Annotated in this window: 11 protein-coding genes and 1 pseudogene; 7 read left to right on the top strand and 5 right to left on the bottom strand. The window is 69.8% G+C overall.

Annotation, left to right across the window (positions count from 1 at the left end; translation table 11 throughout):
• A partial coding sequence (locus STRIP9103_RS32845) for a 1-aminocyclopropane-1-carboxylate deaminase/D-cysteine desulfhydrase (RefSeq protein WP_048821408.1) occupies positions 1–843 on the top strand: 843 nt, incomplete at its 5' end.
• Between the two features lie 45 nt (positions 844–888).
• Here STRIP9103_RS32845 and STRIP9103_RS32840 read toward each other — a convergent pair.
• Entirely contained in the window at positions 889–2,487 is a 1,599-nt protein-coding gene (locus STRIP9103_RS32840) for a Na+/H+ antiporter (protein WP_009327653.1), read from the bottom strand.
• Between the two features lie 61 nt (positions 2,488–2,548).
• Here STRIP9103_RS32840 and STRIP9103_RS32835 point away from each other — a divergent pair, with 61 nt between their 5' ends.
• The 3 genes and pseudogenes from STRIP9103_RS32835 (at position 2,549) to STRIP9103_RS32825 (ending at position 4,663) form a co-directional block, all read left to right on the top strand.
• Complete coding sequence (locus tag STRIP9103_RS32835; RefSeq protein WP_009327656.1) at positions 2,549–2,809, top strand: UBP-type zinc finger domain-containing protein; 261 nt, start codon at positions 2,549–2,551, stop codon at positions 2,807–2,809.
• A 293-nt stretch (positions 2,810–3,102) separates the two neighbouring features.
• A pseudogene (locus tag STRIP9103_RS32830) lies at positions 3,103–3,515 on the top strand (ATP-binding protein).
• Positions 3,516–3,532: 17 nt separating this feature from the next.
• Positions 3,533–4,663 (top strand): SigB/SigF/SigG family RNA polymerase sigma factor, encoded by a 1,131-nt coding sequence (locus STRIP9103_RS32825; protein ID WP_009327652.1) that lies wholly within the window; start codon positions 3,533–3,535, stop codon positions 4,661–4,663.
• A 118-nt stretch (positions 4,664–4,781) separates the two neighbouring features.
• Here the strand turns inward: STRIP9103_RS32825 and STRIP9103_RS32820 are convergent, their stop codons facing one another.
• Positions 4,782–5,234, bottom strand: a complete 453-nt coding sequence (locus STRIP9103_RS32820) for a hypothetical protein (RefSeq protein ID WP_048821407.1) — start codon at positions 5,232–5,234, stop codon at positions 4,782–4,784.
• A gap of 171 nt (positions 5,235–5,405) precedes the next feature.
• Here STRIP9103_RS32820 and STRIP9103_RS32815 point away from each other — a divergent pair, with 171 nt between their 5' ends.
• Positions 5,406–6,377: a diacylglycerol/lipid kinase family protein gene (locus tag STRIP9103_RS32815; RefSeq protein ID WP_009327658.1), complete on the top strand. Its 972-nt coding sequence runs from the start codon at positions 5,406–5,408 to the stop codon at positions 6,375–6,377.
• A 318-nt stretch (positions 6,378–6,695) separates the two neighbouring features.
• Positions 6,696–6,953, top strand: a complete 258-nt coding sequence (locus STRIP9103_RS32810; RefSeq protein WP_003992873.1) for a WhiB family transcriptional regulator — start codon at positions 6,696–6,698, stop codon at positions 6,951–6,953.
• A 218-nt stretch (positions 6,954–7,171) separates the two neighbouring features.
• Here the strand turns inward: STRIP9103_RS32810 and STRIP9103_RS32805 are convergent, their stop codons facing one another.
• The gene (locus STRIP9103_RS32805; protein ID WP_048821406.1) at positions 7,172–8,638 is read right to left on the bottom strand and encodes a PAS domain-containing sensor histidine kinase; all 1,467 of its coding nucleotides are present in this window, start codon (positions 8,636–8,638) and stop codon (positions 7,172–7,174) included.
• A 544-nt stretch (positions 8,639–9,182) separates the two neighbouring features.
• Positions 9,183–10,265, bottom strand: coding sequence for an SIS domain-containing protein (locus STRIP9103_RS32800; protein ID WP_009327662.1), 1,083 nt, complete (start codon positions 10,263–10,265; stop codon positions 9,183–9,185).
• 156 nt (positions 10,266–10,421) lie between these two features.
• Here STRIP9103_RS32800 and nagB point away from each other — a divergent pair, with 156 nt between their 5' ends.
• A complete protein-coding gene (nagB, locus tag STRIP9103_RS32795; protein WP_009327657.1) occupies positions 10,422–11,207 on the top strand; it encodes a glucosamine-6-phosphate deaminase in 786 nt (261 codons plus the stop codon).
• Positions 11,208–11,309: 102 nt separating this feature from the next.
• Here the strand turns inward: nagB and STRIP9103_RS32790 are convergent.
• Positions 11,310–12,301, bottom strand: a 992-nt coding sequence (locus STRIP9103_RS32790) for a glycoside hydrolase family 3 N-terminal domain-containing protein (RefSeq protein WP_009327660.1), incomplete at its 5' end; no start/stop codon positions are given.

Raw genomic sequence — 12,301 nt, 5'->3', positions numbered from 1 at the left:
GAAGACGACCGCTTCGCCCGCCACGGCGTCCACCTGCTGCTCAAACGAGACGACCAGATCCACCCCCACCTCACCGGCAACAAATGGCGCAAACTCACCCCGAACCTACGCGCCGCCGCAGGCCGCCCCCTCCTCACCTTCGGCGGCGCCTACTCGAACCACCTCCGAGCCACCGCCACCGCAGGCCGCCTCCTCGGCCTCCCCACCATCGGCGTGGTCCGTGGCCAGGAACTGGCCGACCGCCCCCTGAACCCCTCCCTCGCCCGCTGCACAGCGGACGGCATGCGCCTGCACTTCATCGACAGATCGACGTACCGCCACAAGACCGACCCCACCACCCTGGCCGCCATCCTCCGCACCGCCGACGCGGAGGACGCGTACGTCGTCCCCGAGGGCGGCAGCAACCCCTTGGCGGTACATGGCTGCCAAACCCTCGGCACGGAACTCCGCGACCAGGCCGACATCGTCGCCATCGCCTGCGGCACAGGCGGCACACTCGCGGGCCTGGCCGCCGGCCTGACCCCCGACCAGCGCGCGCTCGGCATCCCCGTCCTCAAGGGAGACTTCCTCGAAGAGGACATACGCCGACTACAACAGCGCACCTTCGGCGGCCCACGCGGCAACTGGCACCTGGACAACCGCTTCCACTTCGGCGGCTACGCCCGCACCACCCCCGAACTGGACGCCTTCGCCGCGGACTTCGAAACCCGCCACGCCCTCCCCATAGAACGTCTCTATGTCGCCAAGTTGCTCTACGGACTTGTCACCCTCACCGAAGAAGGCACCTTCCCGCGCGGAACAACGATCGCCGCAGTGATCACAGGAAGCCCCTTCTCCGAGTAGGCCCCTTCTCCGAGTAGGCCCCTTCTCCGAGCAGGGAACGGCACCCTAGGACGCCGCCTCCCGATACGCCGCCGCCTCCTCCAGATCCAACCGTCGCAGCAGCGTCCGCAGCATCTCGTCGTCTATGTGGCGCCCGTCCCGCAGCTTCACGAACACCTCGCGCTCGGTGCCGATCATCTCCCGGGACAGTCGGCTGTAGGTGTCGTCGACGCTCTCCCCGGTCACCGGGTTCACCGCGCCCAGCCGCTCCCACACGGCGTTGCGGCGCCGCTCCAGCACCGCGCGCAGCCGATCGACCAGCGGCGGCGGCAACGCGTTGCGCTCGTCCGCCAGCAGTTCTTCGAGGCGGGCCTCGGCGGCTCGGGACGCCTGGGCCTGGGCGTTGGCCTCGGCGAGGGTCTCGGCCTGCTGATCGCGCCCCGGCAGCTTCAGCAGCCGGATCAGCGGCGGCAGGGTCAGCCCCTGGATGACCAGCGTCCCGATCACCGTGGTGAACGTCAGGAACAGAATCAGGTTCCGCTCCGGGAACTCCTCCCCGCCGTGCACGGTGAGCGGAATGGAGAACGCGATCGCCAGCGAGACGACCCCGCGCATCCCGGCCCAGCCGATGACGAACGGCCCCTTCCAGGTGGGGTTGTCCTCGCGCTCCCGGATGCGCGCGGACAGCAGCCGCGGCAGGAAGGTCGCCGGATAGACCCACACGAACCGCGACACGACCACGACGAGGAAGACGGCCACGGCGTACCAGGTGGCCCGCACCCCCTCGTACTCGCCGAGCCCTTTGAGCACCACCGGCAGCTGCAGCCCGATGAGGGCGAAGACCGCGGACTCCAGCAGGAAGGCGACCATCTTCCACACGGCCTCCTCCTGGAGGCGGGTCGCGAAGTCGACCTGCCAGTTCCGGTGGCCGAGGTACAGCCCGACGACGACCACGGCGAGCACTCCGGAGGCGTGCACCCACTCGGCGAGACCGTAGGCGACGAAGGGGATCAACAAGGACAGCGTGTTCTGGAGCAGCGCTTCCTTCAGGTGGGTGCGCAGCCACTGGATCGGCATCATCAGCAGCAGGCCCACCGCGACGCCGCCGACCGCCGCCACCAGGAACTCGGCGATCCCGCCGGACCAGCTGGCGCCCTCGCCGATGGTGGCGGCGAGGGCCACCCGGTAGGCGGTGATCGCGGTGGCGTCGTTCACCAGGGACTCGCCCTGGAGGATCGTGGTGATCCGCGAGGGCAGCCCCACCCGCCGGGCGACCGCCGTCGCCGCGACCGCGTCCGGCGGCGCCACGACCGCGCCGAGCACCAGCGCGGCGGTCAGCGGCAGCCCCGGCACTATCAGGTACGCCGCCCAGCCGACGGCGAGCGTCGCGAAGAGGACGTAGCCGACCGACAACAGCGCGACCGGCCGCAGCTGCGCCCGCAGGTCGAGGTACGAGCTGTCGGTGGCGGCCGTGTACAGCAGCGGCGGCAGGATCAGCGGCAGGACGATCTCGGGGTCGAGCTCGTACTCGGGCACCCCGGGCAGATACGACACCACGAGCCCCACCGCGACCAGCAGCAGTGGCGCGGGCACCGGCGTACGCCGGGCGGCTCCGGCGACTGCCACGCTCCCGGCAACCAGCAACAGCAGGGGCAAAAAGTGCATCGCTTCCAGTCGCCTTCATTTTCCGCGCGAGGTTCCGCGCACCCGTCGTAACCTGGCAATCATGAAACAGTGCACGCACGCGGACGCCCTGCCGCACCCCGAGCCGGCTCCCCTGAGCGAGACCTGCCCGGAGTGCCTGGCGGCCGGGAGCCATCCGGTGCAGTTGCGGATGTGCCTGGAGTGCGGGCATGTGGGCTGCTGCGACTCCTCGCCGATGCGGCACGCGACCGCGCACCACAAGGAGAGCGGTCACCCCATCATGCGCACGTTCGAGCCGGGTGAGAGCTGGCGCTGGTGCTTCGTGGACCATGTACTCGTATGACGCCGGAACCATGTCGCCGTGTGACACGTCGACGTACTCGTGTGACAAGGTTCGGCGGTCCGACGCCTGGGTACGTCAATCCGGCGCGCGCTCTTCCTATTTGAGGCCCGCAGACCTCTAGCCACCGAGCGTATTCATGTGCTTACTATGAGTGACAGCAGGGGCGGGGTCTCCAGGACCCTGAGGACACGGCACTTGGGAGCGCGATAGCGTCACCGCTGAACCACGTAGCGCGTTACCCCGGGGGGCGACCCTCGGCCCCTGAAACAGCTTGTACCACCTTGGAGGTGAGGGTGTCCCAGATCGCACGCGAGCCCGGGACCCAGACTTCGTGGAAGTCCGGCTGCCGGCCGCGGGTGCCTACCTGTCGGTGCTGCGTACGGCGACAGCCGGCCTCGCGGCCCGTTTGGACTTCACCCTCGACGAGATCGAGGACCTGCGCATCGCGGTCGACGAGGCCTGCGCGATCCTGCTCCAGCAGGCCGTGCCCGGCTCGGTGCTCAGCTGTGTCTTCCGCCTCGTCGACGACTCGCTGGAGGTCACGGTCTCCGCCCCGACCACGGACGGCCACGCCCCCTCGCGCGACACCTTCGCCTGGACCGTGCTGTCGGCCCTGGCGGGCAAGGTCTCCTCCGCGGTCGCCGACGACAAAACCGTTTCGATCAGCCTCTACAAACAGCGCGGCGCGGGACCCGGGCCGGCGTGAGGAACGGGGACGGGCCGGTGCGGGACGAAGAACGCGGCACACGGGAACTGCCCGCGGAGAATGTCGGCGACCCGAGCGGACATCTGGCGGACGGCGTCAACGGCATCCCGGAGCAGGCCCGGCCGCACCCGGAGGACGACTCCTCGGCGGCGGCCGGAACCTCTCGGTGGGCGGAGCCGGCCGACGACGCGGAGCGTGAGGCGCCCTCCGAGGGGCAACGGGATCCGGAGGGTGCCGTACGGAGCAGCACGTCCTCACGAGGGCGGACTGGGGCCTCCCCCGCTCGACCACAGTCGAGAGCTGGGGGAACGGTGACGGCGGGCGGGACTATGAGCGAGCACGAGCGACACGACGAGCTGGACGCGCAGAGCGTGCGCACCACACAGCACGACTTCCACGATCGCAGCGGTGCGCGTGCCCTGTTCGTTCAGCTGCGCACCCTGAGGGAGGGCAGTGCGGAGTACGCGGAGCTGCGCAACCGGCTGGTCAGGATGCATCTGCCGCTCGTGGAGCATCTCGCGCGCCGGTTCCGCAACCGTGGTGAGCCGCTCGACGACCTGACGCAGGTCGCCACCATCGGTCTGATCAAGTCGGTCGACCGTTTCGACCCGGACCGCGGCGTGGAGTTCTCCACGTACGCGACCCCGACGGTCGTCGGCGAGATCAAGCGGCACTTCCGCGACAAGGGCTGGGCGGTCCGGGTGCCGCGCCGCCTTCAGGAGCTGCGCCTCGCGCTGACCACGGCCACGGCCGAGCTGTCCCAGCAGCACGGCCGCTCCCCCACGGTGCACGAGCTGGCCGAGAAGCTGGCCATCTCGGAGGAGGAGGTCCTGGAGGGCCTGGAGTCCGCCAACGCGTACTCCACGCTGTCCCTGGACGTCCCCGACACCGACGACGAGTCCCCGGCCGTGGCGGACACCCTGGGCGCCGAGGACGAGGCCCTGGAGGGCGTCGAGTACCGGGAGTCCTTGAAGCCGCTGCTCGAAGACCTCCCCCCGCGCGAGAAGCGGATCTTGCTGCTGCGCTTCTTCGGCAACATGACCCAGTCCCAGATCGCCCAGGAGGTGGGCATCTCCCAGATGCACGTGTCCCGCCTCCTCGCGAGGACGCTGGCCCAGCTCCGCGAGAAACTGCTGGTGGAGGAGTAAGCGCCTGTCGCCCCTGCTACTGCTGTGGGCAGTCGTTCCAGTGGGGAGGGTGGGCACAGCCTGTAGCGCCGGGCGCCTTGTTCCCCCCAGGGCCAAGTCCAGCTACGGCTTCGTCCAGCTACGGCTTGGTTTCGTCCGCCCGCCCCAGCCCCTGAATCCCCAGGGCCTGGGTCGTCGCGGGATTGAGCAGCAACACCAGCGCGGCTACGGCGACGACGGCCAGCACGATCCCCGCCGGGATCGCCACGCTGTCGGCCCGCAGCAGGTTGTACGCCACCGGCAGCGCCATGATCTGCGTGATGACGGCGGGCCCCCGGCTCCAGCCGCGCCGCAGCAGCAGCCCCCGCGCGGCGATCAGCGGCAGCAGGGCGAGCGCGATGAGCGTGACGCCCCCGGTGACGCCGGTGGTCAGATCGCCCGAATCACCGGTGAACCCCAGCACGAGCATCGCGCCGCCCCCGACCACCAGCGCGCCCCCCTCCAGCGCGGCCAGCGCCGCCGCGGCGGTCAGGCGCCCGGGGCGGGGCTCGGCGTCGGAGGTGTCCGGCGTGGGGTTCTGCTCAGGGCTCACCCCAGAAGGGTAGCCCTCGCCCCTCGGCGCACTCCGCCCCCGGTACCGGGCACGCAGGCGCACACCAGCCACCCTCGCGCACGCCGACGTGCTCATCGTCACTACACGATCTCCCCCTCGATCCGCACCTGGATGTGGGCCGAGTACCACCCAGTAGGTACCCTGCAGTCCATGCGTGCACTTCTCGTGGTCAATCCGGCGGCAACCACCACAAGCGCACGTACGCGTGACGTGCTGATCCACGCACTCGCCAGCGAGATGAAGCTGGAGGCGGTCACCACCGAGTACCGCGGTCACGCCCGGGACCTCGCCCGCCATGCCGCGGAGGGCAAGGACGACATCGAACTGGTCGTCGCGCTCGGCGGCGACGGCACGGTCAACGAGGTCGTCAACGGCCTGCTGCACAACGGCCCCGACCCGGAACGCCTCCCCCGCCTCGCCGTGGTCCCCGGCGGCTCCACCAACGTCTTCGCCCGCGCCCTGGGCCTGCCCAACGACGCCGTGGAGGCCACCGGCGCCCTCCTGGACGCCCTCCGCGAGAACCGTGAACGCACCGTCGGCCTGGGTATGGCCTCGGGTACCCCGGGCACGGAGGACGAGTCGGTGCCGTCCCGCTGGTTCACGTTCTGCGCCGGCCTCGGATTCGACGCGGGGGTGATCGGCCGGGTCGAGCAGCAGCGGGAGCGCGGCCGGAAATCCACACACGCTCTTTACCTGCGTCAGGCATTCCGCCAGTTCCTGGAGGAGCCCCACCGCAGACACGGCACGATCACTCTGGAACGGCCCGGCGAGGACCCGGTTTCCGATCTTGTGCTGTCCATAGTCTGCAACACGTCGCCGTGGACGTTTCTGGGCAATCGCCCGGTGTACGCGTCACCTAAGGCCTCGTTCGATAAGGGCCTCGACGTGCTCGGTCTCAGCCGTATGTCGACACCCGCGCTTGCCCGTTATGCCACACAGTTGCTCACTTCGTCCCCCGAGCGGGGACCCCATGGCAAGCATGCGACGACCCTCCACGACCTGAGCGACTTCACCTTGCATTCGAAGGCGCCCCTCCCCCTCCAGATGGACGGCGACCACCTCGGACTGCGAACGAGCGTGACGTTCACAGGCGTACGCCGTGCACTGCGTGTGATTGTGTGAGCGGAACGGGCAAAAGTCCTTCCACTCGAACGTTTAGGCCAGCATCCACCCCATGGAAGTACGGCTGTGACTGAGCCGACACCGAGGAATCAAAAAAAACTTTCCGGAAGGGGTTGTATCCGCCGCTGAGGTTTGCGAGTCTCTACGTGGCGCTCGGGACAGCCCGCAACACCGGCTCAAGAGAGCGCCAGAACCCCTCCTCAAATCACAGGACCACACCAGTCCGTCTGGTGATCGGCCCTTTACTTGTTGAGGGATTCGTGAAAGCGTTCACATTCACAAGCAACGTGCATGTAATACCAAGGAGAGGTAGCAGCCATGGACTGGCGTCACAACGCCGTTTGCCGCGAGGAAGACCCCGAGCTCTTCTTCCCCATCGGCAACACCGGTCCTGCGCTGCTGCAGATCGAGGAAGCCAAGGCTGTCTGCCGTCGCTGCCCGGTGATCGAGCAGTGTCTGCAGTGGGCGCTTGAGTCCGGCCAGGACTCCGGCGTCTGGGGTGGTCTCAGCGAGGACGAGCGCCGCGCCATGAAGCGCCGCGCCGCCCGCAACCGGGCCCGTCAGGCCTCCGCCTGACAATCCCACCCAGCAATAGCCTGAGCTTGGCGGCGCGTACAGCGAGTACGCTTCTCCCGCCCCCGAGCCGCAGCGCGCAGTGCCCCCGGTGCGCCTAATCAGCGACGAGCCCGAGCCCCGGACCACACGATGGTCCGGGGCTCGGTGCTGTTCGTCACTTCTCGGCACCGCCACTTCCCGGCACGACTGCCTCTGGGCACTACTGCTTCTGGGCACCGTCACTTCTCGGCGCGCACCGGGATGTCGAGGAGCACCTGGGTGCCGCACTCCGGGGCCGGGACCATGTCGAAGGTGCCGCCCAACTCGCCCTCGACCAGCGTCCGTACGATCTGCAGGCCGAGATTGCCCGAGCGGTGCGGGTCGAACCCCTCGGGGAGGCCCACGCCGTCGTCCTGGACGGTGACGAGGAGACGGGACTCCCTGGTGCTGCCGCCGCGTACGGCCGAGACCTCGACGGTGCCGGTGTCGCCCTCGCGGAAACCGTGTTCGAGGGCGTTCTGCAGGATCTCGGTGAGGACCATGGAGAGCGGGGTCGCCACCTCCGCGTCGAGGATGCCGAAGCGTCCGGTGCGCCGGCCGGTGACCTTGCCCGGTGAGATCTCGGCGACCATGGCGAGCACCCGGTCGGCGATCTCGTCGAACTCCACGCGCTCGTCCAGGTTCTGGGAGAGCGTCTCGTGCACGATCGCAATCGAACCGACCCGCCGTACGGCCTCCTCCAGGGCCTCACGGCCGCGCTCGGACCCGATGCGCCGGGCCTGCAGGCGCAGCAGCGCGGCGACCGTCTGGAGGTTGTTCTTCACCCGGTGGTGGATCTCCCGGATGGTCGCGTCCTTGGTGATCAACTCACGCTCACGGCGGCGCAGTTCGGTGACGTCGCGGAGCAGGACCAGGGAACCGATGCGGGTGCCCTTGGGCTTGAGCGGGATCGCGCGGAACTGGATGACCCCGTCGTGGGCCTCGATCTCGAACTCTCGGGGCGCCCAGCCACTGGCGACCTTGGCGAGCGCCTCGTCGACCGGGCCCCGGGTGGGGGCGAGTTCGGCGGTGGTCTGGCCGAGGTTGTGGCCCACCAGGTCGGAGGCGAGGCCGAGGCGGTGGTAGGCGGAGAGCGCGTTCGGGGAGGCGTACTGGACGATGCCCTCGGCGTCGAGGCGGATCAGGCCGTCGCCGACGCGGGGGGCGGCGTCCATGTCCATCTGCTGATTGGCGAACGGGAACGCTCCGGCCGCGATCATCTGCGCGAGGTCGGAGGCGCTCTGGAGATAGGTCAGCTCCAGACGGCTCGGGGTGCGCACGGTGAGCAGGTTGGTGTTGCGGGCGATGACACCGAGGACGCGGCCCTCGCGTCGTACGGGGATCGACTCGACCCGTACGGGGACCTCTTCTCGCCACTCCGGGTCGCCCTCGCGCACGATCCGGCCCTCGTCGAGGGCGGCGTCCAGGAGGGGGCGGCGACCACGGGGGACCAAGTGACCGACCATGTCGTCCTGGTACGAGGTGGGGCCGGTGTTGGGGCGCATCTGGGCCACGGAGACATAGCGCGTGCCGTCACGCGTGGGCACCCACAGGACCAGGTCGGCGAAGGAGAGGTCGGAGAGGAGCTGCCACTCCGACACCAGCAGGTGCAGCCACTCCAGGTCGGAGTCGCTGAGAGCGGTGTGCTGGCGGACGAGTTCGTTCATGGAGGGCACGTGTGCGAGCGTACCCGGCGGTCTGTATGTGGCCTAAAAACGCCCGGCCCGACCACAACCGGCCCGACCACAACCGGCACGACCGCAACCGGTCCGATGACACCTGGCCCGAAGACACCCGCGGGCCGCGGCGCCTGAGAGGGACCCTCAACCCTCCCGGCACCGCAGCCCGGAGCAACATCGGCCGTGGGGTGTGCGGTCCCGGTCGGCCGAAGGATGAGGACCCGGAGCAGTCAGGGCAGAGAGCGCCGGTTCCTCGGTCCGCCTTCCTGTGCGGGGAAGACGGAGGTCTGTTGTGCGTTGTCCTTCACAGCCCTGCGCGGCATGTGTTCGCCCGCGGATGACCGTTGATCGATCACATGCCCTCCCATGCATTGTTGACTAGACCACTGCCCATGTCCATGCGTTGGGGGATGTCAGTTGTTGTGCTTTTCTCCAACGTCTACCGAAGGCTTACACGCAGAGTAGCCCGCTTTCGCCCACCATCGGGCCGGAACGGCCCACCGAATCGGCCTCGCCGCGAGATTCCCCGTGCTCAGCGTGTCTCCGTCACCTTGGCGAGGGCGCGAGGGGCGTCCGGGTCCTGACCGCGGGCGATGGTGACCTCGTGGGCGAGAAGCTGGAGGGGGATGATCTCCAGGATGGGCTGGACCTCCTCGGCGACGCCTTCGGTGGGGAGGACGAAGCCGGCGGAGGCCTGTTCGACCTGGCTCTTGGGGCCGATGACGACCAGGTCGGCGCCCCGGCCGCGCAAGCGGTCGAGGACGGGTTGAAGGGCCTCGCCGCCCTTGCCGTCGGTCACGACCGCGATCACCGGGGAGACGTTGTCGACCATGGCGAGCGGACCGTGCAGCAGATCGGCGCCGGAGTAGGACAGCGCGGGGATGTAGCTCGTCTCCATCAGCTTCAGGGCGGCTTCCTTGGCGGTGGGATAGCCGTAGCCGCGTGAGGTGATCACCATGCGCTCGGCGAAGCGGTAGCGCGCGGCGAGGGCCCGGACCTCGTCCTGCCGGGCGAGGAGCTGTTCGGCGAGGCCGGGCAGGACCCGTGCCGCCGCACCGTCGTCGCCGCGCAGGCCCTCGACGAAGAGATAGAGGGCGAGCAGGGAGGCCGTGTAGGTCTTGGTGGCGGGAAGGGCCCGCTCCGGCCCGGCCATGATGTCGATGTGGTACTCGGACACGGCGGCCAGCGGTGAGTCCGGGTTGTTGGTCACCGCGAGCGTGACGGCACCGGCCTCGCGCGCGGCCCGGGTGGAGGCGACCAGGTCCGGGGAGCCGCCGGACTGGCTGACCGTGATCACCAGGACGTCCGTGAGATCGGGACGGGCACCGTACGCCGTGGTCGTGGACATCGAGGTGAGCCCGCAGGGCAGGCCGAGGCGGATCTCCAGGAGGTACTTGGCGTACAGGGCGGCGTTGTCGGAGGTGCCGCGCGCGGTGAGCAGCACGAACCGGGGTGCACGGGCCGCGATCTCCCGGGCCACCTGCCGGATCCGGGGCGCGCCCTCGTCCAGGATCCGGCGCAGCACGGCCGGCTGCTCGGCCATCTCGCGGGCCATGACGTGGCCGGGTGGTTCGGTCCGGGAGCCCGGCTCCGGGGTGGGTGCTGCGGCGGTCATGGGGGCCTCCTCGTGGAGTGGTAGGGGCTATGGAGGTCTGGACCACCCCTGCTAGATTGGTCTAAACCACATGAGGGGTGCGTGGCCCTGGTGGGTCCCGGCTGAGCCTCTCTCGTCCTCTTTCCAGATCGCTCTTTCCAGATCGGCAGGCCCAGCGTGGAAGTTGTCATCGTTCCGGATGCCAAGGCGGGTGGCGAGCTCATAGCCGAGGCGATGGCGGAGTTGCTCCGGCACAGGCCCGACGCGTTGCTCGGGGTGGCGACGGGGTCGACCCCGCTGCCCGTCTACGAGGCGTTGGCGGCGAAGGCGCGGTCCGGTGCCGTGGACGTCTCACGGGCGCGGGTCGCGCAGCTCGACGAGTACGTGGGGCTGCCGGCCGAGCATCCCGAGTCGTACCGCTCGGTGCTGCGGCGGGAGGTGCTGGAGCCGTTGGGGCTCGGCATGGACGCGTTCATGGGCCCGGACGGGACCGCCGAGGACATACCGGGGGCGTGCGCGGCGTACGACAGGGCGCTGGCCGAGGCGGGGGGTGTGGATCTGCAGTTGCTCGGGATCGGGACCGACGGGCACATCGGGTTCAACGAGCCGTGCTCCTCGCTCGCCTCGCGCACGCGGATCAAGACGCTCACGGAGCAGACCCGCGTCGACAACGCGCGCTTCTTCGACGGGGACATCGAGCAGGTGCCGCACCACGTCATCACCCAGGGCATCGGCACCATCCTGGAGGCACGGCACCTCGTGCTCCTCGCCACCGGCGAGGGCAAGGCGGACGCCGTCGCGGCGACCGTGGAGGGGCCGGTGGCCGCCGTGTGCCCGGCCTCCGCCCTGCAGCTCCATCCACATGCGACGGTCGTGGTCGATGAGGCGGCGGCGTCCAAGTTGAAGCTGGCGGATTATTTTCGGCATACCTTCACCAACAAGCCTGAATGGCAAGGGATTTAGCGATCCTGGCTGCCGAGTTCGGTCCGCTTCGGACTGACCGTTGTGGGTGATTGCTCCCGCGGTTCCCCGCGCCCCTCACGGGGCGCGGGGGCCCCGGCGTCCCTATCGGGTGCCCGTGATGATCTCCGCCGCCGCCTTGCCGCAGACTCGGGCCGCGCCGTGGGTCGCGACATGAAGGGCGCCGCGTGGCGGGGTCTGGGGGATGCCCATCTCCACGACGATCGTGTCGGGGCGGGCCGACAGGAGGGTGTCGAGGGCGGTGGTCATCCAGGGGTGGCGGTGTTCGTCCCGGACCACGGCGACGATACGACGGGAGCCGGCGGCCGTGAGGGCGGAAGAGCCCGCGTCGTCGCCCGTGAAGGTGCCCGTCTCGGTGCCCGGAAGAAGGCGGGACAGTTCCACGCCGACACCCCAGGGGGTCTCGTCGCCGACGGCGATGTTCGCCACCGGGGTGAACGCCGCCACGTACAGGAGTTCGACGGGGGGCTCGTAGCCCTCCGGGCCCGCCAGCTCCGCGTACGTCACCGTGAGGGCCCGCCGAGCGGCCACGAGCCCGATGTCGTCGTGGTCCGCGCCACCGGCGTTCGCGGTTTCCGGGCCGGTGGTCCTCGTACCGCCGATGCCCACGCCCACGGTGGTCGCACCCTCGGCCGCCGACCGCGTCCACCTCGCCAGTGCCCGGACCCTGTCGGCCGCGTCGGCCAGGCGTTCCTCCGGCAGTTCCCCGGAGCGTACGGCTGCCACCAGGGCGTCTCGGAGCCGTCGTACCGTCTCGTCGTCGGCCAGGCCGCCGCCCACGCAGATCGCGTCGGCGCCGGCGTTGAGCGCGAGGACGCTGCCGTGTTCGATGCCGTACGTGGCGGCGACGGCGCGCATCTCCATGCCGTCGGTGACGATGAGGCCGTCGTAGCCGAGCTCGCCGCGCAGGAGGTCGGTGAGGATGCCCCGGGACAACGTCGCCGGGAGGTCGGGGTCGAGGGCCGGGACCAGGATGTGGGCGCTCATGATCGCGCGTGAGCCGGCGGCGATCGCGGCGCGGAAGGGGGCCAGCTCCCGGGAGTCGAGCAGTGCGCGGTCCGCGTCGATGCGGGGCA

The organism is Streptomyces ipomoeae 91-03 (assembly GCF_000317595.1).
GTDB lineage: Bacteria > Actinomycetota > Actinomycetes > Streptomycetales > Streptomycetaceae > Streptomyces > Streptomyces ipomoeae.
The sequence above is the reverse complement of the archived record's forward strand: the minus strand, read 5'-3'. Positions and strand labels throughout refer to the sequence as shown.